The 24875-nt window shown below is 60.1% G+C and carries 27 protein-coding genes; 14 read left to right on the top strand and 13 right to left on the bottom strand.

Annotated elements, in window-relative coordinates; genetic code table 11:
• Positions 1 to 37 precede the first annotated feature (37 nt).
• Entirely contained in the window at positions 38 to 760 is a 723-nt protein-coding gene (locus tag AADW57_RS04425) for a helix-turn-helix transcriptional regulator (protein ID WP_341668845.1), read from the bottom strand.
• 439 nt (positions 761 to 1199) lie between these two features.
• Here AADW57_RS04425 and AADW57_RS04420 point away from each other — a divergent pair, with 439 nt between their 5' ends.
• A complete protein-coding gene (locus tag AADW57_RS04420; RefSeq protein ID WP_341668844.1) occupies positions 1200 to 1793 on the top strand; it encodes a TetR/AcrR family transcriptional regulator in 594 nt (197 codons plus the stop codon).
• Positions 1794 to 1873: 80 nt separating this feature from the next.
• Entirely contained in the window at positions 1874 to 2920 is a 1047-nt protein-coding gene (locus tag AADW57_RS04415) for an NADP-dependent oxidoreductase (RefSeq protein WP_341668843.1), read from the top strand.
• A 153-nt stretch (positions 2921 to 3073) separates the two neighbouring features.
• On the opposite strand, the gene AADW57_RS04410 is transcribed toward AADW57_RS04415, so the two are convergent.
• Both AADW57_RS04410 and AADW57_RS04405 read right to left on the bottom strand, forming a co-directional pair.
• On the bottom strand, positions 3074 to 3991 hold the full coding sequence (locus AADW57_RS04410) for a nickel/cobalt efflux transporter (RefSeq protein ID WP_341668842.1): 918 nt from the start codon (positions 3989 to 3991) through the stop codon (positions 3074 to 3076).
• A gap of 11 nt (positions 3992 to 4002) precedes the next feature.
• Positions 4003 to 4281: a metal-sensing transcriptional repressor gene (locus tag AADW57_RS04405; RefSeq protein ID WP_341668841.1), complete on the bottom strand. Its 279-nt coding sequence runs from the start codon at positions 4279 to 4281 to the stop codon at positions 4003 to 4005.
• Positions 4282 to 4621: 340 nt separating this feature from the next.
• Between AADW57_RS04405 and AADW57_RS16750 the strand changes: the two genes are divergently transcribed.
• From AADW57_RS16750 to pyrF, 5 genes are all read left to right on the top strand, one after another.
• Positions 4622 to 4888, top strand: a complete 267-nt coding sequence (locus AADW57_RS16750) for a chromate resistance protein ChrB domain-containing protein (RefSeq protein WP_445819178.1) — start codon at positions 4622 to 4624, stop codon at positions 4886 to 4888.
• 284 nt (positions 4889 to 5172) lie between these two features.
• Positions 5173 to 5460: a co-chaperone GroES gene (locus AADW57_RS04400; protein WP_341668840.1), complete on the top strand. Its 288-nt coding sequence runs from the start codon at positions 5173 to 5175 to the stop codon at positions 5458 to 5460.
• A 34-nt stretch (positions 5461 to 5494) separates the two neighbouring features.
• Complete coding sequence (groL, locus tag AADW57_RS04395) at positions 5495 to 7141, top strand: chaperonin GroEL (RefSeq protein ID WP_341668839.1); 1647 nt, start codon at positions 5495 to 5497, stop codon at positions 7139 to 7141.
• A gap of 157 nt (positions 7142 to 7298) precedes the next feature.
• Positions 7299 to 7682 carry a diacylglycerol kinase gene (locus tag AADW57_RS04390; protein ID WP_341668838.1) on the top strand — a complete coding sequence of 128 codons (384 nt, stop codon included), beginning with the start codon at positions 7299 to 7301 and terminating at the stop codon, positions 7680 to 7682.
• A gap of 4 nt (positions 7683 to 7686) precedes the next feature.
• Positions 7687 to 8505, top strand: a complete 819-nt coding sequence (pyrF, locus tag AADW57_RS04385) for an orotidine-5'-phosphate decarboxylase (RefSeq protein WP_341668837.1) — start codon at positions 7687 to 7689, stop codon at positions 8503 to 8505.
• 6 nt (positions 8506 to 8511) lie between these two features.
• Here pyrF and AADW57_RS04380 read toward each other — a convergent pair whose 3' ends face one another.
• From AADW57_RS04380 to ribBA, 6 genes are read right to left on the bottom strand one after another with little or no spacing between them, the layout of a single operon-like run.
• On the bottom strand, positions 8512 to 9018 hold the full coding sequence (locus tag AADW57_RS04380) for a CinA family protein (protein ID WP_341668836.1): 507 nt from the start codon (positions 9016 to 9018) through the stop codon (positions 8512 to 8514).
• A complete protein-coding gene (locus tag AADW57_RS04375) occupies positions 9015 to 9536 on the bottom strand; it encodes a phosphatidylglycerophosphatase A family protein (RefSeq protein ID WP_341668835.1) in 522 nt (173 codons plus the stop codon). Before AADW57_RS04375 ends, AADW57_RS04380 begins: the two co-directional genes overlap by 4 nt.
• Positions 9537 to 9545: 9 nt before the next feature.
• Positions 9546 to 10508, bottom strand: coding sequence for a thiamine-phosphate kinase (gene thiL / locus AADW57_RS04370; RefSeq protein WP_341668834.1), 963 nt, complete (start codon positions 10506 to 10508; stop codon positions 9546 to 9548).
• A 15-nt stretch (positions 10509 to 10523) separates the two neighbouring features.
• Positions 10524 to 11048: a transcription antitermination factor NusB gene (nusB, locus tag AADW57_RS04365; RefSeq protein WP_445819177.1), complete on the bottom strand. Its 525-nt coding sequence runs from the start codon at positions 11046 to 11048 to the stop codon at positions 10524 to 10526.
• On the bottom strand, positions 10993 to 11514 hold the full coding sequence (ribH, locus tag AADW57_RS04360) for a 6,7-dimethyl-8-ribityllumazine synthase (RefSeq protein ID WP_341668832.1): 522 nt from the start codon (positions 11512 to 11514) through the stop codon (positions 10993 to 10995). The genes nusB and ribH overlap by 56 nt, the downstream gene beginning before the upstream one ends.
• A gap of 14 nt (positions 11515 to 11528) precedes the next feature.
• Complete coding sequence (gene ribBA / locus AADW57_RS04355; protein ID WP_341668831.1) at positions 11529 to 12698, bottom strand: bifunctional 3,4-dihydroxy-2-butanone-4-phosphate synthase/GTP cyclohydrolase II; 1170 nt, start codon at positions 12696 to 12698, stop codon at positions 11529 to 11531.
• A 116-nt stretch (positions 12699 to 12814) separates the two neighbouring features.
• Here ribBA and AADW57_RS04350 point away from each other — a divergent pair, with 116 nt between their 5' ends.
• Together AADW57_RS04350 and AADW57_RS04345 are read left to right on the top strand one after the other, a co-directional pair.
• Positions 12815 to 13633, top strand: coding sequence for an IclR family transcriptional regulator (locus AADW57_RS04350; RefSeq protein WP_341668830.1), 819 nt, complete (start codon positions 12815 to 12817; stop codon positions 13631 to 13633).
• Positions 13634 to 13839: 206 nt separating this feature from the next.
• Complete coding sequence (locus AADW57_RS04345; protein ID WP_341668829.1) at positions 13840 to 15381, top strand: CYTH and CHAD domain-containing protein; 1542 nt, start codon at positions 13840 to 13842, stop codon at positions 15379 to 15381.
• Positions 15382 to 15431: 50 nt separating this feature from the next.
• Here the strand turns inward: AADW57_RS04345 and ftsY are convergent, their stop codons facing one another.
• Entirely contained in the window at positions 15432 to 16427 is a 996-nt protein-coding gene (ftsY, locus tag AADW57_RS04340; protein WP_341669656.1) for a signal recognition particle-docking protein FtsY, read from the bottom strand.
• A 622-nt stretch (positions 16428 to 17049) separates the two neighbouring features.
• Here ftsY and rsmD point away from each other — a divergent pair.
• The 3 genes from rsmD to AADW57_RS04325 all read left to right on the top strand — a co-directional run bounded on the left by rsmD (position 17050) and on the right by AADW57_RS04325 (position 18547).
• Complete coding sequence (rsmD, locus tag AADW57_RS04335; RefSeq protein WP_341668828.1) at positions 17050 to 17679, top strand: 16S rRNA (guanine(966)-N(2))-methyltransferase RsmD; 630 nt, start codon at positions 17050 to 17052, stop codon at positions 17677 to 17679.
• A 20-nt stretch (positions 17680 to 17699) separates the two neighbouring features.
• The gene (gene coaD, locus AADW57_RS04330; protein ID WP_341668827.1) at positions 17700 to 18218 is read left to right on the top strand and encodes a pantetheine-phosphate adenylyltransferase; all 519 of its coding nucleotides are present in this window, start codon (positions 17700 to 17702) and stop codon (positions 18216 to 18218) included.
• Positions 18219 to 18292: 74 nt separating this feature from the next.
• Positions 18293 to 18547, top strand: a complete 255-nt coding sequence (locus AADW57_RS04325; protein ID WP_341668826.1) for a YfhL family 4Fe-4S dicluster ferredoxin — start codon at positions 18293 to 18295, stop codon at positions 18545 to 18547.
• Positions 18548 to 18553: 6 nt separating this feature from the next.
• Here AADW57_RS04325 and AADW57_RS04320 read toward each other — a convergent pair whose 3' ends face one another.
• Together AADW57_RS04320 and AADW57_RS04315 are read right to left on the bottom strand one after the other, a co-directional pair.
• A complete protein-coding gene (locus tag AADW57_RS04320) occupies positions 18554 to 18946 on the bottom strand; it encodes a hypothetical protein (RefSeq protein ID WP_341668825.1) in 393 nt (130 codons plus the stop codon).
• Positions 18943 to 21582, bottom strand: coding sequence for an AsmA family protein (locus AADW57_RS04315; protein ID WP_341668824.1), 2640 nt, complete (start codon positions 21580 to 21582; stop codon positions 18943 to 18945). The genes AADW57_RS04320 and AADW57_RS04315 overlap by 4 nt, the downstream gene beginning before the upstream one ends.
• A 270-nt stretch (positions 21583 to 21852) precedes the next feature.
• On the opposite strand from AADW57_RS04315, the gene AADW57_RS04310 reads away from it, so the two are divergent.
• On the top strand, positions 21853 to 23130 hold the full coding sequence (locus AADW57_RS04310) for a bifunctional O-acetylhomoserine aminocarboxypropyltransferase/cysteine synthase (RefSeq protein WP_341668823.1): 1278 nt from the start codon (positions 21853 to 21855) through the stop codon (positions 23128 to 23130).
• A gap of 131 nt (positions 23131 to 23261) precedes the next feature.
• On the opposite strand, the gene AADW57_RS04305 is transcribed toward AADW57_RS04310, so the two are convergent.
• Positions 23262 to 23678 carry a YidB family protein gene (locus tag AADW57_RS04305; protein ID WP_341668822.1) on the bottom strand — a complete coding sequence of 139 codons (417 nt, stop codon included), beginning with the start codon at positions 23676 to 23678 and terminating at the stop codon, positions 23262 to 23264.
• 250 nt (positions 23679 to 23928) lie between these two features.
• Between AADW57_RS04305 and AADW57_RS04300 the strand changes: the two genes are divergently transcribed.
• Positions 23929 to 24849 (top strand): delta(1)-pyrroline-2-carboxylate reductase family protein, encoded by a 921-nt coding sequence (locus AADW57_RS04300; protein WP_341668821.1) that lies wholly within the window; start codon positions 23929 to 23931, stop codon positions 24847 to 24849.
• Positions 24850 to 24875: the final 26 nt, after the last annotated feature.

The raw sequence follows: 24875 nt of genomic DNA, 5'->3' as shown, positions 1-24875 counted from the left end.
CAGACTTCTGCTGGTCAGGGCCGCAACGACCCGCCACCTAACTATTTAAACGGCGGCGCGCCAAACGCGCCGCCAGCTCCACCCGATTGGCGCAATCGAACTTGCTCAACAAGCGCCCCAGATGGGTGCGCACCGTCGCAAAGCCAATACCCAGCAACGCCCCAATTTCGCGGTCCGTCATGCCCCGGGCAAGCAGCGCCGCCACATCCTGTTCGCGCGCGGTCAACACCGGGCGCTGTTCCTGCTCGCGCAGCAAGGCGCGCCGCACATACGGCTCCAGCACATCGAGCACATCCTTGTCGCGCTGCTCGAACGGCGGCCTGCCGCGCGCGCGCCAGATACGAAAATCGCCCAGATCCCGCAGACCGTCAAACACATAAATATTGATGCCGTGGTGCAAACCATCCCGCGCCAGAAAATCGTGGAAGAACTCCGTGCGCTCCAGCTCGGACTGTGGCATGACCTCGGCCACAAAACTCGCGCGCCGCCGCTGACGCAAAGCCTGGGAAATAGGGTCGATCCGGCAAAAATGCGCGTCATAACGATCGATATTGTCCGCGCTCATATTGACCGCGCGCGGAGCCAGAAACCGCCCGGCCTGCGCACTCCACACAAAGGATGCCCCAAAATCCGCACGCAATAACCCCACAACCGCCGGCAAGACCATGCCGCGCACATCGCAGCCCTCGTCGCTCGCCTCCAAACGCGCCACCAGCCCGGCAAACTGAGCCAGCTCTTGACGGGTCACATCGCGAATCATCGTAAAGACTCCTTCTTGGAATAATGGGAGCAGTCTGCCTGCGTGACAGAACAAAGCGTTCAGCAATGCCTCGCCGGCTGGCCCTGCCTGCCGCTGCAACTATCGGTGCTATCGTTACCAACAACGGCAAAGGCGACAGCAACAGTAGCAAACAGCAAAACAGCAAAACAGCCAGACAACAGACAACAGACAACAGACAACAGACAGCAGACAGAAAATACAGCTTCTGCTACGACACATAAAAACACTACTGCTACTAAAGCTGGGGCTGGGGCAGAGGCAGATAGCTGGGATCTGGGATCTGGGATCTGGGATCTGGGATCTGGGATCTGGGATCTGGGATCTGCAACATTCAACAAGAGGACTATAACCATGTCCAGACGATACATAACACATTACCACTAGACGACTGGTCTATTTAAGTGCTACGCTGTTTTTCATGAGCACTTCAAACACCCACGACACCCGCCAACATATTCTGGACACCGCCCAGGACATCATCGCCACCAAAGGCTATACCGCCGTTGGTCTGAACGAAATCCTGCAAGCGGCCGGGGTGCCCAAAGGCTCCTTCTATCATTACTTTGCCTCTAAAGACGCCTTTGGCCAGGCACTGCTGGAACACTACTTCAGCACCTATCTGCAGCAATTGCAGGTATTGGACAGCGGTCCGGGTGAATCGGCTGCGCAGCGTCTGTTGAACTATCTGCACGCCTGGCTGGATGCCCAATCGGCTACCGAACCCCACGGTAAATGCCTGGCGGTCAAACTGGCCGCCGAAGTCAGCGATCTTTCCGAGCCTATGCGCCTGGTGCTGGACAAGGGCACGGAGCAGGTCATTACCCGACTGGCCGGCGTCGTGCGCAGCGCACAGGCGGACGGCACAGTGGCCACCACCCTCGATGCGCACTCAATGGCAACCATGCTCTATCACTTATGGCTGGGTGCCTGTCTGCGCGCCAAGATCACGCGCAACCGGCAACCTCTGGATGCCGCGCTGGCATCGACCCGCTGCCTGTTGAACCAGACTTGAATCCAGAACACACCCGCTAAAAATTTTCCCCTCAACTAGACGACCGGTCTATTTAATCGTTCTTCAAAAGAGATACCACCATGCATCAGACCCTTACCCAAAATCGTCAAATGACATTGGCCGCCCGCCCCACCGGCGCGCCCGGCGCAGAACACTTCGCTCTGCGCACTACCCCAGTCCCCGACATTGCCGACGGCCAGTTGCTGCTGCGCACGGTGTATTTAAGCCTGGACCCCTATATGCGCGGCCGCATGAACGATGCCGACTCCTATGCCGAACCGGTCGCCATCGGCGAGGTCATGGTCGGGGGCACGATCAATCGCGTCGTCGCCTCCCGGCACCCCGATTATCAGGCTGGCGACTGGGTACTGAGCTACAGCACTGGCTGGCAAGATTATGCCGTCTCCGACGGCACTTTCCTGTTCAAGCTGGACCCATCGACGGCTCCTGTCTCCCATGCCCTGGGCGTGCTGGGCATGCCCGGCTTTACCGCATACATGGGCCTGCTGGACATCGGCAAGCCCAAGGCCGGGGACACCGTGGTCGTCGCCGCCGCCACGGGCCCAGTCGGCTCGACCGTAGTGCAGATCGCTAAACGCCTGGGCTGCCGCGTCGTGGCCATTGCCGGGGACGAGCAAAAATGTCGCCTGGCCCGCGATAAGTTCGGAGCCGATGTCGCCCTGAACCACAAAGATACGGATCTCGCCGCCCAACTGGCCCAAGCCTGCCCGAACGGCATCGATATCTACTTCGAGAACGTAGGCGGAAAAGTCCTGCGGGCCGTCCTTCCCCTGCTCAACCCTAACGCACGCATTCCACTGTGCGGCACCGTCTCCAGCTACAACAACAGCGCGCCATCCGCCGGCCCTGACCATCTGGACTGGGCCTGGTCCACCCTGCTGACCAAGCGCGTTACCGTGCAAGGCTTCATCATTTTTGATGACTACGGCCATCGCTACGGCGAATTTGCCGAACAAATGGGCCAATGGGTCGCCGAAGGCAAGATTCAATACCTGGAACAGATCATCGACGGCCTGGAAAACGCCCCCGACGCCCTCAAAGGCCTGCTGGAAGGCAAAAACGTCGGCAAACTGGTCATTCGCGTCGGCCCGGATGAACTGGGCTGATTCAGAGTAGCTTTGTATGTTTTAGGCGTTTGGAATGCTCTGAACAGACCTGTTCGATGGGAAGCTAAAGCAGCGGGATAACCGCTGCTTTAGCTCGTGAAGGTAAGTTAATGCCTCAAAACAATCATTAAGCTTGGAGGCCTTGCTCAGACACTAGCCGCGAATACCAAGCCACCCATTCATTCCCACGTAAATGCCCACGGCGATAATCAGCAAGCTGGAGAGATAAGGTGCCCGCTGGGCCACCGCGCTGAACCATGGCGCATGCTTGTTGACCTGACGCACACTAAGCGCTGCAACAGTTCCCACCGTCACCAGCGTGATGGCAAGCCCAATCGAGAAGCACAGCACCAGCACGGCACCCAGCGTAAACTCCTTCAATTGCAGGCACAACAAGAGCACGGTAATCGCCGCCGGGCAAGGAATGAGCCCGCCGGTCAGACCAAACAAAGCGATCTGCCAATTGGTCACGTTTTGGTTCGTGAAACGCCTGCGGATGTCATTGGCATGCGCCAACTGATGCGCATCCTGGTATCTCTCGCCCGCCACATCCAGCCCTTGCAGCTCTTCATGGAAGTGGTCATGCTGGTGCTTGCCCGGCTCCTTGCAAGCGATGTCATAGCTGTGGACGTGCCCGGTATTGATTTCGTGTCGCTTCGCGCCATAGGAATGGCCCTCATGCCCATGACCGTGATCGTGGTGATGACGGCTATTCTCCGCGCTATGCTGGTCGCGCCAGGTGCGCCAAAACATCCATGCAGCGATGAGCACAATGATGACCCCTGACGCCAGCTGGAAATACGGCTCTAGCTCCTGCGCAGCGACCCCGCGCCACAGATACATGCCGCCCAGGCCGATCCCCCACACGATCAGGGTGTGCGAAATGGTCGCGGTGATGCCCAGCAGCGCCGCCTGCCACACCGATCCCCGAATCGCGACGATGAACGCCGCCATCATCGTCTTGGAATGGCCGGGCTCCAGCCCGTGCAGCGCGCCCAGCAGAATCGCGCTTGGAATAAACAGCCAGGCGTGCGACGCACCCTGGGCGATCAGATCAGAAAACGACAGCATAGATGGTGTTCTTAGAGGTACTTGGTGATTTCTTTGAACTCGTCAATTGCGCGCTGCCTGTCCTGATCCAGTTCTCCCACCGCATCCTGAAGGCAGTGGTCGATATGGTCTTGAATGAGGATCTTCTTGGCCTGGGAAATGGCACGCTCGACCGCATGCAACTGCTGGGCCAGCTCAAGGCAGGGACGGCGTTCTTCCATCATCGACAGAATGCTGCGCAAATGTCCTTCCGCCCGCTTTAGACGTTTGGCCACGGCGTCGTGATGATGATGAGGGTCTGGTTTGTTCATGCGATCATCATATCCCCCCCGGGGGGATATAACTCAAAAAAAACGCCGCCACCCCGAGAAAACAAAAAAGCTGTTGTAGCGATATCAACAGGATTGCGAAGAACGCGGCGTCATCTTATTCAGCTCCCATAGACACATGACTCGCATCATCCTGGTTTCTGCCTATCGTCAGCCTGCCCACCAGCAGCACCACAGCGCACAGTAGGCATCCGAACAGGCCGCCCAGACACAGCAGCGCGATTGTGCCTATGCCATCGAATCCCTCCTGTCTCTCAGCGCACCCGATGTAGCCCAAGGAGACATCACGCGCCGCGATCCCGTCCATTATCAATGGCTGCATTTGAAAACCCGGTGCCGTATCTGGGTCGGCCTGATCGCTTGTGCCTGGCTGATCCAGCGCTTCACTCTCTCTTCTGCACGCCTTCTGTGGATAGAGCCCCTGATCGAGTGTGTGCCTAATGCTCTGGGACTTGACTTCGACAGTGCCACCTTTACACACGTGGACGGCAGAGTGTCATTCGAGGTCCTGCCCCGCCAGCTTTGGACTGGAAAAAAAACCACCCAAACAAGGCATTTGTACAACCCACCTCCAGCCCATCCCGACTGACACCCCTTCCGGTGCTGGGTTGACCCATTATTCAGAGTTCCGAACAGAGCGTCGGAAGTTCAAACTTCGGTGTCATTCGGCTGCGCGCCAACACCCAGGGATTCGACACTCCCCCTTCAAGCCAGATTCCACGCGGGCTGGACAAATATGTAACAGCCCTGCGCCCCTGCTCTTGAAATTACAAAAGTCGTCCCTATAATTAGCACTCGAAGGGGTGGAGTGCTAAGACCTCGCCCCCACTTGAATTGATATAACCAACGTCATTTTTAAACAGGAGTTTCTCCATGGCACTGCGTCCTTTGAACGATCGCGTGATCGTCAAGCGTCTGGACAACGAACGCACCACCGCTTCCGGCATCGTCATCCCCGAGAGCGCGACTGAAAAGCCCGATCAAGGCGAAATCCTGGCCGTTGGCCCCGGCAAAAAGTCCGAGGACGGCAAGGTTCTGCCGCTGGACCTGAAAGTTGGCGACAAAGTTCTGTTCGGCAAGTACTCCGGCCAGGCCGTGAAGATCGACGGCGAAGAGCTGCTGGTGATCCGCGAAGAAGAAATCTTCGCCGTGATCGAATAAGTACTGCCCACGAATATTCAATAGGATTCAAACCATGACCGCAAAACAAGTTTACTTCGGCGACGACGCACGTACCCGCATCGTTCGTGGCGTCAACATCCTGGCTAACGCTGTTAAGACCACCATGGGCCCCAAAGGCCGTAACGTGGTGCTGGACCGCTCCTTCGGCGCTCCTACAGTGACCAAGGACGGTGTGTCCGTGGCCAAAGAAATCGAACTGAAAGACAAGTTCGAAAACATCGGTGCTCAACTGGTTAAAGAAGTTGCTTCCAAGACTTCCGACAACGCCGGTGACGGTACTACTACCGCTACCGTTCTGGCTCAAGCCATCGTTGAAGAAGGCCTGAAGTTCGTGGCCGCCGGCATCAACCCAATGGACCTGAAGCGCGGCATCGACAAGGCCGTGGTCGTGGCCGTGGAAGAGCTGCGCAAGCTGTCCCGTCCTTGCACCACCAGCAAGGAAATCGCTCAGGTCGGCTCCATCTCGGCCAACAGCGACCACTCCATCGGTGAGATCATCGCCAATGCAATGGACAAAGTGGGCAAGGAAGGCGTCATTACCGTTGAAGACGGCAAGTCCCTGGAAAACGAACTGGACGTGGTCGAAGGCATGCAGTTCGACCGTGGCTACCTGTCGCCCTACTTCATCAACAACCCCGACAAGCAAGTGGCTGTGCTGGACGATCCATTCGTCCTGATCTTCGACAAGAAGATCTCCAACATCCGCGACCTGCTGCCCGTTCTGGAACAAGTGGCCAAGACCAGCCGTCCTTTGCTGATCGTGGCTGAAGACGTGGAAGGCGAAGCCCTGGCAACGCTGGTGGTGAACAACATCCGTGGCATCCTCAAGACCACTGCCGTCAAGGCCCCTGGTTTTGGCGACCGTCGCAAAGCCATGCTGGAAGACATCGCCATCCTGACCGGCGGCACCGTCATCTCCGAAGAAACCGGCATGTCCCTGGAAAAGGCCACGCTGGACGATCTGGGCCAGGCCAAGCGCATTGAAGTGGCCAAGGAAAACACCACGATCATCGACGGCGCTGGCGACGGCGTCAGCATCGAAGCCCGCGTCAAGCAAATCCGCGTGCAGATCGAAGAATCCACCTCCGACTACGACCGCGAAAAACTGCAAGAGCGCGTGGCCAAGCTGGCCGGCGGTGTTGCCGTGATCCGCGTGGGCGCTGCCACCGAAGTCGAAATGAAGGAAAAGAAGGCCCGCGTCGAAGACGCCCTGCACGCCACTCGCGCTGCCGTTGAAGAAGGCATCGTTCCTGGCGGCGGCGTAGCCCTGATCCGCGCCCGCGGCGCTGTTGCCCAACTGAAGGGTGACAACACCGATCAGGACGCTGGCATCAAGCTGGTTCTGCGCGCCATCGAATCCCCACTGCGCACCATCGTGTCCAACGCAGGCGAAGAAGCCAGCGTGGTCGTGAACGAAGTGGCCAACGGCACCGGCACCTTCGGCTACAACGCCGCTACCGGCGAGTACGGCGATCTGGTCGAGCAAGGCGTTCTGGACCCCACCAAGGTGACCCGCACTGCCCTGCAAAACGCAGCTTCCATCGCCAGCCTGTTGCTGACGACCGAAGTGGCCGTGACCGAAATCGTGGAAGACAAGCCTGCTGCCGCCATGCCTGACATGGGCGGTATGGGCGGCATGGGTGGCATGGGCGGCTTCTAAGCTCAGCCCCTGCCACCTGACTTGGGCGGAAATTGATCACTTCCGCCCTGGTCGATGCACTGCACGACAGAAACCGGATGGAATTTTCCATCCGGTTTTTTTTTGCCCTGACGAAACGCCTATAATCACGCAGTATTCTTATCTGGCTGTTTCTTCCATGTCGGACTCTCCGTTCAAAAGCAAAGGCGGTTTCAGCCGCTTGACCGGTGCCTTGCGCTATTCCGCGCAGGGTCTAAGCGCCGCCGTGCGCCACGAAGCTGCCTTCCGGCAGGAACTGCTGCTGGCGGCCGTCTTTGTCCCGCTGGCCTTCTGGCTGGGCCGCACACCGCTGGAAACCACCGCCCTGCTGGCAACGATTGTGTTCGTGCTGATCCTGGAGCTGATCAACTCTGCGCTTGAAGCCCTGGCCGACGCGATTACGCTGGAACACCACCCCCTGATCGGCCGCGCCAAGGATCTGGGCAGCGCCGCCGTACTGCTGGCCCTGCTGTTTGCCGGCGCAGTCTGGATCACTTTCCTGTACAGCCGTTTATTCTCCTGACCCCATGACATTCGTAGAAAAACTGAACCGCGCCTGGAGCGACAACCATTCCCTGCTGATGGTGGGCCTTGACCCGGACCCGCGCCGCATGCCGCGCGAACTGGCCGGCCAGCCCGACGCCATCTTCGAGTTCTGCAAGGCCATTGTGGATGCCACGGCCGACTATTGCTGCGGCATCAAGCCACAGATCGCCTACTTCGCCGCCCAGGCCGCCGAAGAACAGTTGCAGGCCCTGTGCGACTATGTGCGGCACGCCTACCCCCACTTGCCTATCGTGCTCGATGCCAAACGCGGCGACATCGGCTCGACCGCCGAACAATACGCACGCGAAGCCTTCGAGCGCTACCGGGCCGACGCCGTCACCGTCAATCCTTATATGGGTTTTGATTCGGTCGAACCTTATCTGGAACGTCAGGACAAAGGGGTCATCGTACTGTGCCGCACCTCCAATCCAGGCGGCTCGGACCTGCAATTTGCCGACTTGGCCGATGGCACGCCGCTGTACCTGCACGTAGCCGGTCTGGTGGCCGACAAATGGAACCAAAACGGTCAATGCGCGCTGGTCGTGGGAGCCACGTTCCCGGAAGAAATCCGCAAAGTGCGTCAGCGCGTGGGCGATATGCCGCTGCTGATCCCAGGCATCGGTGCCCAGGGCGGGGACATTGTCGCGACGGTGGCAGCCGGTGCCGACTCGCAGGGCGCAGGCATGATGATCAATTCTTCACGCGCCATTCTGTACGCCAGCCATAACGATGACTGGCGCACCGCCGCCCAGGCAGCGGCGATTGCCACACGCAACGCCATCAATGACGCACGTGCCTGATGGCCGTTAAGCGGGATTTAAAATAGCCAGCGCCGTAACCAGGGCAAATTCCACCGCCTGGGTACGGATCTGGTTGCGGTCGCCGGTAAAAATACGGGTTGCCGCCCGTGTCACGATGCCGTCGCCCGTACGCTGGGCAAAGCCAAAACAGACCAGCCCCACAGGCTTGCCCGGCGTGGCCCCGTCGGGGCCGGCAATGCCGGTCGTGGAAATAGCCAATTCCACGCGTGTGGCCGCCTCCAGCACGCCTGCGGCCATTTCCATGGCGGTTTCTTCGCTGACGGCACCAAAACGTTCCAGTGTATCCACGCTGACGCGCAATTCTTCTACTTTGGCCAGATTGCTGTAGGTAATATAGCCACGCTCGAACCAGGCGCTGGAGCCGGGTTCATTAGTCAGCGCACCAGCCAGCAGACCGCCCGTGCAAGACTCGGCGCACGCCACCATCCAGCCCCTGTCTTTCAGGGCACGGCCCAAGTCCATAGCATGGGATACAGGGGTGTGATTATTCATGCAAGCACTCCGAAACGCACCAGAATGGCCATGACCAGCAACGTGTAGGCCGCCGCTAAAATATCGTCCCACATGACGCCAAAGCCATTATGCAAACGCTGGTCGAAATAGCGCACAGGCGGGGGTTTCAGAATATCAAAAAAACGGAATAAAGCGAACGCAATGCCTTGCGCCAGCCAGGTCTGGGGAATAAGCCAAAGCACCAGCCAGAACGCCACCATCTCGTCCCAATTCATGCCGCCGTGATCGGAAATGCCCAAATCGTAACCGGTACGATGGCAGGCCCAGCACCCGATTAAAAATGCCAGTGGCAGAAAAACCGCCATCTGCACATCGCTTAGTAGCTGCAAGCCCAGCACCCATAGCACCCAGGCCAGTACTGTACCCCAGGTACCGGGACCGGGCCGCAACACGCCTGTGCCAAAACCAAAGGCCAGCAAACGCCACGGTTTTTTAAAGACCCAATCCAGGCTGGGCCGGCGGATAGGATCAAGAGAAGGATCGGGGAAAGTGCTCATGAAATAGGCTCAAGCGCCAAAATGATCGAAACCACCCTGAACAGGGGCCGGTTGCAGTCCCTGCGCGTCACGCACATACACGCCCTGACCCACCTGCATGCTGCCGATGCGGCTTAACTGAACCTGGTGGTGTCGGGCCAGTTCCAGAATAGAGTCGCGTTGCCCGGCGGCGGCGGTAAAACAAAGCTGAAACACATCGCCCCCCACCAGCGCAGCCTGTCGGCAGAGATCCTGCGGCAAACCGGCCAGCCCGGGGGACAGGGGCAAGGCGTCCCATTCCAGATGCGCTGCGCAGCAGCTGGCGGCGGCAATATGCCCCAGGTCCTGCGCCAGACCATCGGATACATCGATGGCGGCATGAGCCAGTCCGGCCAACGCATGCCCGAAACGGTAAGGCGGCCAAGGCTGTTCCAACGCAGGCCGACACTGTGCCAGTCGTTGCGTGTCGGCGGGCAGACGGCCTTGCAGCAGACGCAAGGCAATATCGGCCGCGCCCAAGGTGCCGGTCAGCCAGATATCATCGCCCGGCTGCGCCGCGCTGCGCAATAGCGCTTGGCCCGGACGTACTTCGCCCAGCACCGTAATGCTGATGACCACGCCTTGGGGACTACGCGTCGTGTCGCCGCCGATCAGCGGGCAGCAGGCCTGTTCGGCCAACTGGAACATGCCTTGCGAAAAGGCACGCAGCCAATCCGGCTGCACGCTGGGCAAAGACAAGGCCAGCAAGCAGGCGCGCGGGCGCGCGCCCATCGCTCCCAGATCCGACAGATTGACGGCCAGCGCCTTGTGCCCCAGCAGAAAAGGATCGACATCGGGAAAGAAATGCTGCCCTTCGATCAGCAAATCCACGCTGCTGGCCAGTTGCCAGCCGGGCGTGGGCGTGAACAGGGCGCAATCGTCACCCACTCCCAGATAGCCATCGGGAGCGGGACGATCAAAATACTGTTTGATGAGACCGAACTCGTTCAGCACGTCTCACCCAGGCCTTTAGCGACGGGCCTGCTTGGCGACTTCGGGCGCGCGTACGTCGGCGGCCAGCTTGTCCAGCACGCCGTTAACGAACTTGAAGCCGTCGGTACCGCCAAACGACTTGGCCAGTTCCACCGCTTCGTTGATGGCGACCCGGTACGGCACTTCCACATGATGGATAAGCTCGTAACTGCCGATCAGCAAGATGCCGTGCTCGATGGGCGAGAGTTCCTCCAGAGGCCGGTCCACATACGGCAAGAACCGTTCGCGCAACACCGGTGCCTCGCGCATGACGCCGAACAGCAGCGTCTTGAACCAGGCCGCATCGGCTTCGCCGAACTCTTCGTCGCCGCGAATGTGCGCGTCGATCGAGACCGCTTCCTGCAGGCCGTCGGCACCGCGCAACAGCCAGGAATACACGCCCTGCAGGGCAAATTCGCGCGAACGGCGTCGCGCGGAGCGTCCATTGGCCTTGGCGGCCGCGACTTTATTTGTCGTCGTCAAGATCTTCGTCCTCGTAGTCTTCGTCCTCGTCGTCGTCATCGAGCTCGGGCTCGAGCACAGCGATAAGGTTGCCCAGCTCCACGGCCGTACGGGCGCAATCGCGGCCCTTCTCGGCAGCGCGGACCTCGGCCTGTTCGTCGGTATTAGTGGTGAGCACGCCATTGGCTACCGGAATACCGGTTGCCAGCGACACTCGCGTAATGGCGGCGGCGCTTTCGTTGCTGACCACTTCAAAATGATAGGTATCGCCGCGGATGACGGCCCCCAGCGCGATCAGCGCGTCAAATTCGCCGGTTTCGGCCATCTGGGCCAGCGTAATGCCCAGCTCCAAAGCGCCGGGTACGGATAGCACGGTCACGTCGCGCTCATCCACGCCCAAAGCTTCAAGCTCTTGCAGGCAGGCTTCCAGTTCGGTCAGGCCGATGGACTCGTTGAAACGCGCGCGCACGATACCGATGTGCAGTCCTTCCCCATTCAGGTCCGGGGTGACGATGTAAGGATTCATGTCGGAAGCTCCGCTTAGGATTGAGAATCGGGTTCGCTATGGTAACCCGTGACGGTCAGTGCGAACCCTGTCATGCTGGGCATTTTACGTGGTCGCGACAGCAAACGGGCCTTGCCGACCTTGAGGTCGCGCAAAATCTGTGCACCGATGCCATATGTGCGCAAATCGTTGCGGCTGGGACGGCCGCGCGGCGCTTCGGCCGGACTGTCCGTTCCCCAGGCTTGCACCTGCTCGAAGGATTGTTCTTCGGAACTTTGGCAGTTCATCAGCAGCACCACGCCCGATTCGGATGCCGCAACCGTGCGCAAGGCCGTGGGCAGCGTCCAGCTGTGGCCTACATCGTCCTGAATCAATACGTCCAGCACCGTAGTGGGTTCGTGTACGCGCACCAGAGTTTCCACATCGGGGTGGATATCGCCGTGCACCAGCGCCAGATGCAGTCCGCCGGAGGACAGGTCGCGGTAGGCGTGGCAATCGAACTGTCCATAGGCAGTCTTGACCGGGCGCTTGTGCAGATGCTCGATCATGGACTCGTGTTCGCTGCGGTACTGGATCAGATCGGCGATCGTGCCGATCTTGATGCCGTGTTGAGCCGCGAAAGTCAGCAGATCGGGCAGGCGCGCCATCGTGCCGTCCGGATTCAGGATTTCGCAAATGACGGCAGCCGGCGTCAGCCCGGCCATAGCCGTTAGATCGCACCCGGCCTCGGTATGGCCGGCGCGTACCAGCACGCCGCCCTTGGCAGCCTTGAGCGGAAAGATGTGACCCGGCTGCACCAGATCCACCGGGCGCGCGTCGCGGGCCACCGCAGCCTGCACTGTGCGGGCGCGGTCGGCGGCTGAAATGCCGGTTTCCACCCCTTCTGCCGCTTCGATGGACACGGTGAAATTGGTTCCGAAGCGCGTACCGTTGCGCGTCGCCATCAAGGGCAGATCCAGTTGCCGGCAGCGCTCTTCGGTCAGGGTCAGACAAACCAGCCCCCGGCCATGCGTGACCATGAAATTAATGGCTTCGGCATTGACGAACTCGGCCGCCATGACCAGATCGCCTTCGTTTTCGCGGTCTTCTTCATCGACCAGGATGACCATGCGCCCGGCGCGCAGTTCCTCGACGATTTCCAGTACAGGCGAAATAGAACTGCTGGCACCGGACAAGGCGGTATCGGACTGACATTCTTGATTCATCGTGTTCTCTGCTCAGACAGATATTAATTCCCTCTATTTTACGACACCCAGGCAGCGGCGAGTGCGTTCAATCCCTGTACACTGATAGCCTGTTCAGATCCGACCCGCTCTTGCCCATGACCGAACCCGCTCAGGAAGAAAAACGCCGCCGCATCCAATCCATCGAAACCGGATTCGGACTGCTCAAGGCGCTGGTTGACACCGGCAAGCCCATGATGCTGCGCGATCTGGCCACCCAGGCCGGCATGAGCTCGGCCAAGGCCCACCCTTATCTGGTCAGCTTTACCAATGTGGGACTGGTGCAGCAGGATTCGGCTACCGGCCTGTACGAACTGGGGCCTTTTGCCCTGCAGATGGGGCTGGTCAGCCTGCAAAGCCAGAACCCGCTCAAGGTCGCCCTGCCGCTGGTACAGGCACTGGCACCGCGCATCGGCCACACACTAGGGTTGGCCGTGCTGGGTTCGCACGGCCCCACCATGGTGCATATCAGCGAAGCCAGCTACCCGGTCCATGTGAACATGCGCTGCGGCACGGTCATGTCCATGCTGCATACGGCCACCGGCCATGTCTTTGCCGCGTGGCTGCCCGCCGAGGTAGCGCGTCATTATATAGAGCGCGAAGCGGGCGACAGCGCCGTGGTTACCAGCATCAGCCCGCTGCGCCCTTCGCCGCAGGAACTGGCCGCTCTGCTGGCGCACATCCGCCAGCAAGGTGCCGCGCAAGCCTTGGGCAATCCGCTGCCGGGTATTGATGCGCTATCTGTCCCTGTCTTTGACCATGCCGGCCAGATTGTGCTGGCCCTGACCAGCCTGGGCCCCAGCACCTTGTTCGATGCCAGCCTGAACAGCCCTATCCTGGCGCAGTTAAGGCAATGCGCCGCAACCATTTCCCGCCAGTTGGGCTGGCGTGGCGCGACAAGCGCGGACAAACCCTGATTCGAGTACTGGCCGCCACACTCCTCTTTTGCTTACCGTATGTAGCTTCAAGTTTTACTGCTTTGGATGCAGAATAAGTCCTTTGGGGTAGTGGGGCCGAGCATGACCTTGAAAAGGGGCCGTGCCGCTGGTCCGAGACCGTCTGTTTTTTCGCGCGCACGGTCTGCGCGCAGGCAGTGTCACGCTGCCGTCGCCCCATTCATCCTTTGAGTACTCTCGCTGTGCTAGAACAAGAGCTGAAATTTTTTGTACCCGAGAACGCCCGCCCTGGGCTGCTGAATGCCTTTGACGCCGTACGAACCGGCCGCATCAGCCTGAACGCCATCTACTTCGACACCCCCGAGCGCGAACTGGCCTTGAATGACATTGCTCTGCGTCTGCGCAAGGAAAATACGCAATGGGTGCAAACGGTCAAACTGCCCGGCCCCGACACCTTGTCGCGCATCGAGATCAACCACCCCCGGCCCGGTCCCGAGCTGGATCTGGATCTATACAAAGGGACGGATGCCGAAGCCGCCCTGCTGCCCCACGCCGGACGCATACAGGCGCGTTACCAGACCAACATCATGCGAGAGCTGGCTTTGGTCCAACACGCCGGCTCCGAGCTGGAATTGGCCTATGATGTCGGCTACATCGAATCGCAAGGCCTGCGCCTGCCGGTCAATGAACTGGAGGTCGAGCTGCTGCAGGGAGATTGCCCGGCCATGTTTGAAGTCGGCCAGCGCTGGCTGTACAAGCATGGTCTGCTGCTGGAGTTACGCAGCAAGTCCGAACGCGGCGATGCCTTGGCGGGTCTGGCCGAGCGTCGCCTGGCACGTGCCGCCAGCGAGGTGCTGCAGCCCGAACAAGTGGCCGCCGCCCTGACCCGCAAAGCCTACCAACTGGCCAAGCCCCATTTTGTTGACACACGCGATCTGGAGCAGTTTTATCGGCGCAGCGCTTCCATGAGCCTGGAACAAGTCATACGCAATGCCGCCTTGCTGGCCGGGGTGGACGGCATTCGTCCTTCGCCCATTCTACAGGCCGACTACCTGGCCATGATGCGCGTGGGTCTGCGCAGACTGCGTTCGTGCCGCAAGCTGTTCAAGCTCTGGCTCAATGCCGGTGAAGGCTATGCCAATACCCGGCTGACCCATTATTTCGATCTGTTCGGCAAAGCACGGGATCACGATATGGTGCAGCTGGAAATCACCCCCCTGCTGCTGCAAGCCGGCATGCCCGGCCCGGCACCGCAGATCGAACCGGCCCATGTGGAGCATGACCCGGTGGAACTGGCCGCCGCGGCCGAGTTCCAGTCGCTGCTGCTCAGTAATCTGCAAAGTCTGGTCTGCGGGCCGGCTCTGGATCTGCACGGGGTGGACAACCCCGAACACCTGATCGAAGAGCGCATTACCCGTTGGTTCAATACCATTCAGTTACGCAGCCAGCGTTTTGCCCAGATCAGCCAGGAAAAACAGCACCGCCTGCGCAACCGCATCAAAAGTCTGCGCTACTGCCTGGAGTTTCTGCAAAGCGCCGACGACGAGGGCCTGCACAAGGTATTGCGGGAATGTCAGGCCTTGATCGGTGCCGTCACGGATGTAGACGTAGCGCTGCAATGGTACGGTCAGCACGCAGTTTCGCCGGAACAGGCGCAGTTTGCGCGCGCCTGGCTGACCCAGGCCCGTCAGACACGCGCCGCCCAGGCACAGCGCGCCCTGAACGCCCTGGGGCAACATCGCCCCGAACAACGTCTGGCGCGCCACTGATAGACACTCCCGGCCCTTGCCTGGCAACACAGGCAAGGGCGGGAAGATCGCTAGTTCAGACCAATAACGGCGGCGGCAAACTCACGCGCGACAAAGGGCTGCAAATCCTGCATGCCTTCGCCCACGCCTATCCAGTAAACAGGAATAGGACGCACGCCCTGCGCACCCGCGGCCACGGCCGCCAGGGTGCCGCCTTTGGCCGTGCCATCCAGCTTGGTAACCACCAGACCGGTCAGCCCCAGAGCGGCATCAAACGCGCGAATCTGCGAGATGGCATTTTGGCCTGTATTGCCATCCACCACCAGCAACACTTCGTGCGGAGCCTGGCCATCGGCCTTGGCAATGACACGCTTGATCTTCTTGAGCTCTTCCATCAGGTTCAACTGAGTCGGCAGGCGACCGGCAGTATCCACCATGACCACGCCCATGCCGCGCGCCTTGCCGGCGTGCACCGCATCGAAGGCCACCGCCGCCGGATCGCCACCGTCCTGCGCAATAACGCTGACATTATTGCGCGAGCCCCATTCAATCAGTTGTTCGCGGGCCGCCGCGCGGAAGGTGTCTCCGGCTGCCAGCAGCACCTTGGCACCTTGCCGCTGAAACGTATGTGCCAGCTTACCGATAGAGGTAGTCTTGCCTGCGCCGTTGACCCCAGCGATCATGACTACCAGCGGCTGCGCGGCATTCAGGGGAAAGGACTTTTCCAGCGGCTTCAAATGGTCGGCCAAAATATCGCACAGCGCTTGCTTGACCTGCGCGGCATCGGTAATTTTTTCTTTGCGGATACGTGCGCGCAAGGCAGTCAGCAGCTTGTCGGTAGCCTCGACCCCGGCATCGGCCAGCAGCAAGGCTTCCTCCAGCTCCTCGAACAGGTTTTCATCCACCTTGGCACCGACGAACAAGCCGCCTATGCTCTGGCCGGTGCGCGACAAGCCCTGTTTAAGGCGTGACAGCCACGACGTCTTGACCGGGGCGGGTTCAGGCTCCGGCGCGGCGGCAACCGGTACAGGCTGCGGCTGTTCTTGTGGCTGCGCCTGTTTATGCAATGTGTCCGAACGTCCAGACCCAGCCTGATCTGTCTGGACTGGCGCGATCCGGACATCGTCAGACCGATCCGGCTCGGCAGCCGTCCCGGTCGGGAGCGTCGCTTGTTGTTGCAACGGCGACAAAGGCACAACACCGGAGCGATCTTGTGCCGCTGTTTCGCCACCCAATGGCTGAGAAGGCAGCGTATCCGACGGCGCAGTCGCCAAAACAGCGGGATCAGCAGGCGCAGCAGGCGCAGCAGGTTGATCGTGCGTCGGCGCTGGCTCCCGGGCAAGAGGGGACACCACCGATGGAGGACAGGCCTGAGCGGGAGGGGAGACCGGTGTGTCTTCCCGCTCAGCGGCCGCAGGCGAGGCGGCCTCGGGCAAAGCAGGAGAAAGCGGTTCGGCCGGCTCTGTGCGAGGCGCTTCCGGGGCAGGCGTTACCTTCTTTCTTTTAAAAAAACTGAACATACGTTTTACACTAGAAAATTCTGTTGAATGACAACGCGCCTTCGTACCAGCCTTGCCGCAGGCGGCAAGGTCAGGCAAGGTTACACCGATGCGGCACGTCCTGCATCGCGGCGAAAAGCGTCGGCCACCCGGCCGGTGCGCCAGACACCATTATCCGATCAAAGCGCTGATGAGAAAACACGCTGTCCGTATTGTAGGCGGTGATTACCGCCGCACACCGATTCCTGTCGTCGACGCACCCGGCCTGCGGCCCACGCCGGACCGCGTCCGCGAGACGCTGTTCAACTGGCTGCGCCATTTCTGGGACAGCCGGTTCGACGACAAGAACGTACTGGATCTGTTCGCCGGCAGCGGTGCATTGGGTTTCGAGGCGGCCTCGCGCGGCGTGGCCTTTGTACAGATGGTCGAGCGCCACGGCCCGGCCGTGGACAATCTGCGTGCCTTACGCAGCAAGCTGCGCGCCGAACATGTACGCATCCATGCCGGCGATGCCCTGCATATTCTGGAACGCAGCCAGATGCGCTACGATCTGGTCTTTCTGGACCCGCCTTTCGCGCGCGACTGGCTAGACCGCATTTGGCCCTTGCTGCCCAATGTGCTGGCAGCCGACGCCCTGGTGTACATCGAGTCGGAAAGCCCTGTACAGCCCCCGGAGCAGTACGAGATACTACGCCAGGACAAGGCTGGGCATGTACATTATCATTTGCTTCGATTTGCTGCGACGCAAAAAACAGTCAATAATGCCGAACCTCCCGGGGCGTACGCGACACCTCCCCTGGACACTACCCCGCCAACCTGAACCCAACACGCGGACGCACCATGATTACTGCTGTTTATCCCGGAACCTTCGACCCCCTGACGCGAGGCCATGAGGACCTGGTAAGACGAGCTGCCAACCTCTTTGACCATGTGGTGGTCGGCGTGGCCGCCAGCCAGAACAAACGCCCTTTCTTCACTGTGGAAGAACGCGTCGAAATTGCCTCGGAAGTGCTCAGTCACTACCCGAATGTCGAGGTCAAGAGCTTCTCGGGCCTGCTCAAGGATTTTGTGCGCGAACAAAATGCGCGCGTCATCGTGCGCGGTCTGCGCGCCGTCTCCGATTTCGAGTACGAATTCCAGATGGCCGGCATGAACCGCCATCTGCTGCCCGAAGTGGAAACCATGTTCATGACCCCCTCGGACCAGTACCAGTTTATATCGGGCACCATCGTGCGCGAAATTGCCGTGCTGGGCGGCGATGTGGGCAAATTCGTGTTCCCATCGGTCGAGCGTTGGCTGCACACCAAAGCCAAGGAACGACGCGAACAGCAACTGCAGCAAGCCGGCACAACACGCTAAGCCCGCCGCTGTACTACACTGTAGGCTACGCTTTCTGGTCGTGTCGAACGACAGCCGCAATCAGGACATTTGCCATGGCACTGCATATTACCGAGGAATGCATCAACTGCGACGTCTGCGAGCCGCAGTGCCCCAATCTGGCTATCTACATGGGGGAAGAGATCTACGAGATCAACCCCAATCTGTGTACGGAATGCGTCGGCCACTTCGACGAGCCGCAATGCGTGGTGGTCTGTCCGGTCGAATGCATAGAAGTGCACCCAGACCACCAGGAAGACCAGGAGATGCTGCTGGCCCGCTATCAGCAGCTTCAGGCCACGCAGTCCTGATGCGCCTTAGACAGGCAGGCGCTTTAGCAAACGGACCGGCACGCCCAGCAAACGGCTGAACCAGACAGCCGCCAGTTCGCCTTCATCCACCAGCCGCACACTGCGCCCCTCTTCGTGCCAAAGCGCGCAAGAGTCCTCATCATCCTCGATGACATCCACGGGGATATCCAGCCGCATCATCCCGGGCGCGCGCAGCACCAGATCGCCAAAGCGCAGATCCAGCTCCAATCCTGCCAGCCCTGATAAGGCCAGCCCGGACAGAACGTGACCGTCGGCATCGCCCAGCACCCAAAGATCGTGACAGCCCTGCCCCTTGCCCGAAGGCAAGCCCGGCCCGCCCTTCAAGGGATAGACACGGGTAGATAAGTCCGGTGCCGCAATGGTCGCTTGCTGCTTCATGGTCGTAACAATCCTTTCAGGGCATCGCCCAAAGTCTGCGCTGCCGGTGCGACCGCTGCCGGTGCGTCGGACGACTCCTGCGCTGGCCTTGCCTGCTGACTGAGCAAGTCCAGCAAACCATCCTGCAAGGCGTTCTTAATACTGGGACTGGCGATTTCTTTCCATTGGACCTGATAGGACAAATCGTCCCAAGGCCCGGAAATACGCAGCGGAATCACCACATTGCGCAGATCCTGCAAGGACTTGCGCTCTTGCGCGTCCAGCCGTGTATTAAGGCGCACCTGCAGCGCCACATCTGCCTGCCGGTTGACCAGATCCAGACCGGCGGGCTTGCCCGCATTAATGGTCAATAATGGAGTCGAAGCTTTTAGGCTACGAAATACGCCCTGTCCCTGCTTGATATCCAGCACGCTCTGCAAACGCGTAAAGACCGTGCGGCGTTGTTGATCCGACTCGGGACGCAACATAGGAATCTGCCCGCTGAATGCGTTGCGTACCGCCTCGTTGATATCGCGCACGCTCTGATCCAGGTCTACGCCCCGCCAGCCGCCGTCTTGCACATCCACGCTTAGATTACCTTCCAGCGACGCCAGTCTGGCCAGTGGCGTCGCCCCTTGACCTTTGAGCTTGAGCTGGAGATCTCCCAGGCCAGACAGCCTGTCGTCGCCATAGGCATCCAGCAAGAGCGAACCGATCTGCATTTTCTGCAATTTCAGCGCGACATCGAACTGCTTGCCCGGTTCAAGATTCCCCTGCACCTGGAACTGCCCTTCGTAGGCCTGGCCGGTCAGGGCGTCGAGCTGCAGATTTTCGCCCTGGTTGCGCAAACGCCCCTTTACTTGCTCCAGATTCAGCCCCAGGCTCTTGAGTTTGAGGATATCGACATTGACATCCAGTCGGGTATCGTTAAGCCAGGAAAGGGGATCGGCCTGGGCCACCAAGGCTTCTTCTACCGCCGGCGCTGGTGGCGCAGCCTGAGGGGCCTGGCCCGACTCCGGCGCGTTGTCCTGTCCGGACGCGACAGTGGCCGGGGCAGGTGTCATGCCCGGTGCCGCCAGCCAAAAAATAGAGCGCAACTCATCCAAGTCCAATTTATCGGCCTTGAGCACCGCTTTGAGCTGCTTGTCCTTTTCTTGTCCCTGCAGGTTCAGGTCCAAGGTGCCTTGTGCCTGGTCGGTCTGGCTGGCCAATTGGACCTGATAAGCACCTTTGCCTATATCCAGATCGGCATTGCCGGACATGGGGATTTCAAAACGGCTGCCTGAAGCCGCTTCATCCTCGACACGCAAATTAGCCGCAATGGCCGCAAAACGCAGCGCCTGACCCGCCGGTTGCCATTGGGCCGGCGACACTGCGCGTATTTGCGCAACACGGCTGCCCTGCTTGACGGCACCTTCCAGACGCGCTTCCTGAAACAGCAGTTTTTCGCTGCTTCCCGCCATGCCTTTAAGCGTCAGGCCCAAACCCAGAACTCGCGGCCCTGTCACCTTGAGGGTGGCCACAACCGGCTCGCCCTCGGCCATCAAGGGCGAAACCTGCACAGCCGGCGCATCCAGCGCCAGATCCAGCGCTTGCTGGCCATTTTTGCCATTGATGCGCACGCCCAGCTTTTCGACAGCGAAAAGATCGCCGCCGCTATCAATTTGCATATTGGGGGTGACCAAGGACGCGGTCAGCTCGGACAGTGGATACTGCCCCAGCCATTGTCCCTGTAACTGGGTATCCAGACTGGTGGCCTTAAATTGGCGCTGTGCGGTGTTATAGCCCACATTGCCTTTCAGGGTCAGGCTCTGGGCCTTGATCTGGTCCAGATCGCCACTGAAATGCAGGTTCAGCTTCTGTGCCGAATACGATTTGGCAGCCGGGTCCAGACGCAACTGTCCTTGCCCTTCCAGCAGGCCGTCGGCCGAGGGATAGTCGCCCGACAAACGCCCTTTAAGCGCGACATCGAAAGGCTGGCCGAACGTCATGCGTCCGGTATTGACCTCTAGTTGCACCAGACGACCGATAACATTGCTGCGCTTGCTGTAGTAATGGATTTCGCCGCCTTTCAGGCTTAACCCGGCAATATCGATCTGGAAATCGGTCTCGCTGCCCGAACGCTTGGCGATCAGGTCGGGGACAGGCGACGAAGCCGCATCCTGAGCGGGCGGCGCGACTGGCTGCTCGGCTGCCTGCGCAGCCGGCAAAAGCGCCAACGGAGCCCCTTGGGCTGGCTTGGCAAGGGCGGCGGGTGCCGCTTGCAACAAATCGTCGAAATTGAACTGCCCTTGCTCGTCGCGAACGATCCAGGCCTTGAAACCCGTAACGGCGACATGATCGACCACCAAGCGGTTATTGATCAGCGGCCAAAGCGCCACGGCAAAGCGGGCGCTCTCCAGCGACGCGAACGGGTCATTGGAGTTGCGGTCCGACAGAGACAGGCCCTGCACGGACAAACCGATGCGAGGAAACAGGGAAAGCTCGATGTCGCCGTCGATCTTGAGCGTACGTTGATACTTTTGCTGAACCACATCGGCCAGCTTCTGTTTGTACGAATTCGGATTGAAGGTAAGCAGGAAAATCGCCCCGCCCACGACCGTGACAATTGCCAAGACGACGAGGCCGAACAAGCCCCGCTTAAACCATACTTTCATTGAAGCCTCTAGTACCTCGAGACAGGACGCGATAAGCCATAAAGCCGGATACGAAATGCTAACCCATGTCGGGCGTTCGCGAAGTACCGGAAGAGATAAAATTCGACACACGGGCCGAAAATAAGAGCTCTACGCCAAAACCGCTTATCATTACCCCAAGAAATAAAAACATAGACCAAAAGTCTGCTCACGCGGGGCGATTCATGCCATACAGAAGGTATGCTTGGCCTGTTAAACCCGTTATTTGACCATCAAGCACATAACAAACCCATGAAATTAGAGACTCTTGCCGTTCACGCCGGCTACCAGCCCGACCCCACCACAAAGGCCGTGGCTGTACCTATTTACCAGACCACATCCTACGCCTTCGATAGTACGCAACACGGCGCGGACTTGTTCGACCTGAAAGTGCCGGGCAATATCTATACCCGCATCATGAACCCGACCAATGCCGTGCTGGAACAGCGCGTCGCTGCGCTGGAAGGCGGCGTGGGCGCGTTGGCCGTGGCATCTGGCATGGCCGCCATCACGTATGCTATACAAACGATTGCCGAGGCTGGCGACAACATTGTTTCTGTCAGTAAGCTTTACGGCGGCACCTACAATTTATTCGCCCACTCGTTCCCGCGCCAGGGTCTGACCGTCAAGTTCGCGCCACACGACGATATTGCCGCGCTGGAAGCCTTGATCGATGATCGCACACGCGCTGTTTTTTGCGAAACGATTGGAAACCCCGCCGGCAATCTGGTGGATCTGCGGGCATTGGCCGATGCCGCCCACCGGCACGGCGTGCCATTGATCGTGGACAATACCGTGGCCTCGCCCGCCCTGTGCCGCCCTATCGAACACGGCGCCGACATTGTCGTACATTCGCTGACCAAATACATGGGCGGCCACGGCACGACCATTGCCGGCATCGTGGTGGACTCGGGCACCTTCCCTTGGGCCGAACACAAAGAGCGTTTTGCCATCCTGAACGAACCGGACCCGTCCTACCACGGCGTGGTCTACACCGAGGCCTTCGGTCCAGCCGCCTTTATTGGCCGCTGCCGTGTCGCACCGCTGCGCAATACCGGTGCCGCCCTGTCCCCTTTGAGCGCCTTCCAGATCCTGCAAGGCATCGAAACCCTGCCGCTGCGCATGGAACGCCACACGGACAACGCGCTAAAAGTCGCCCGCTACCTGAAAACACACCCCCAGGTCTCGTGGGTCAAGTACGCCGGCCTGGAAGACCATCCCGAGCACGAGCTGGCCCAGCGCTACCTGGGCGGCAAGCCGGCGGCCATTCTGTCCTTTGGCATCAAGGGCGGCATCGAAGGCGGCACGCGTTTTATCGACGCCCTCAAGCTGGTGCTGCGCCTGGTCAATATCGGTGACGCGAAATCGCTGGCCTGCCATCCGGCCAGCACGACGCACCGCCAGCTCAATGCCCAGGAACTGGCCGCTGCCGGTGTCAGCGAAGACATGGTGCGCCTGTCCATCGGCATTGAGCACATCGACGATATCCTGGCCGATCTGGAACAAGCCCTGGAAGCCTCGCGCGCGTAAAACCGGCCGTCGCCCAACGGCTGGAACCGCGCATCCAGGGCAAGGCACGCTACAGCAGCTTGCTGCGTAGCCGCCAAAAAACAAGGCCGCTTCGTGTATGAAGCGGCCTTGTTCATAAATACCGCAAGCGCTCAGCTCTTGCGGAAAAGCTGGGTCAGACCTCCCAGCAAATTACTGGCATCGGTCAGGTTGGAAGGATCAAAGCGCCCTTCGGGACTGGCCTGATCGATCAGGGAAGGCAGCATGACCTTCAGATTTTCCAATACGGTGTTCTGATCCAGACCGGACAGGCTGACCAGCTTGTCAATTGCCGGTGTTCCCATCACGCTCAATAGTTCCTGGGTACCGATTGTCTTGTTTTCGCCCTGCGACAACCAGGACGTGACGACATCGGCAAATCCGCCTTCGCGAAAACGCTCGATCAGCCCCGCAACACCACCAGGATATGTGCTGACCACCTGAATCAAGGCAGGCAAAAGATCGCCTTGCACCTTGGACTGCGGGTCCGCCGACGACAAGGCCGACACCACGGAATTGAGCAAACCCATTTTTTATTCTCCCCAAATCTACAGCAGCCCACCTGGACAGGCGTGGACTTCAGGCGTAATTATGCCGTGCCGCATCGGCCTGCGGGGCGAAAAACTGTCAATCTGGGTAAAGGGACGGCACCAGACCTAGGCTACGGCAGCACTTGGACGAGCGCCCACCACTTGCCTTGCGCAGGCGCTGGGATACACTGAACAGCATCATGCGCCCGGGCGCAACGGTATCGGCCATACCCCTTGACGGAGACCTGCGATGAACCTGACCTCTTCCACAGTTCTATCTGCAAAAGACACGGCGCGCTGCCTGCCCTACCCCGAGCTGGTCGCCAGCCTGGGCAAGGCCGTGGCGGAATATGCTGCCGGCAAGATCCAGGCCCCCGAACGGCAAGTGCTTGCCTACCCCCAGGGCGGGCGCATGCTGTCCATGCCCGCTGTGGCCCAGGACCTGGGCGTACACAAACTGGTCAATGTCATGCCCGGCAATCCGGCCCTGGGCCTGCCTGCCATCCAAGCCCTGGTCGCCGTCTACGATGCGCGCACCGGACAGCCACTGGCCCTGCTGGACGGTGCCACCGTAACCGCCCGCCGTACCGCCGCCATGTCCATGCTTGGCATACAGGCGTTATGGCCACAGGGCCCGGCACATGTAGCCCTGCTGGGCGGCGGCCAACAAGCTCTGGCGCATGCTGATGCCGTCCTGACCCTCTACCCCACGGCCCAGGTCACCCTGCACAGCCGCACGCCTGCGCGCGCCGAACCGGCGCTGGCGGCGCTACGCACGCATCACGGCCCACGCATCCGAATCGGCGGCGAACTGCCTGCCAACGCAGACGTGGTCATTGCTCTGACCAGCAGTCCGACCCCCGTCTACCACGAGGCAGCCCGCCCGGACCGATTGCTGATCGGCGTAGGCGCATTCCGGCCCGACATGGCCGAATTTGAAGCCCGCACCGTGCTGGCCAGCCGTCTGTATGTCGATGACCTGAACGGTGCCAGGCACGAAGCGGGCGATTTTCTGCAGGCCGATGTAGACTGGGAACAGGTCCACGGCATTCACCAGGTGCTGCGCTCGGCGGCCCCTCGGGATAAACCCTTATTCTTCAAATCGGTAGGATGCGCCGCCTGGGACCTGGCTGCAGCGCGTTGCGCGCTGCAAATGGCTGAATCGGACTGATTTTTCGGCGTTTATTGTACGCATCA

It is taken from the genome of Alcaligenes sp. SDU_A2 (assembly GCF_038237375.1).
GTDB lineage: Bacteria > Pseudomonadota > Gammaproteobacteria > Burkholderiales > Burkholderiaceae_B > Alcaligenes.
Note: the sequence above shows the minus strand (reverse complement) of the source record. Positions and strands in the feature narration are given on the sequence as shown.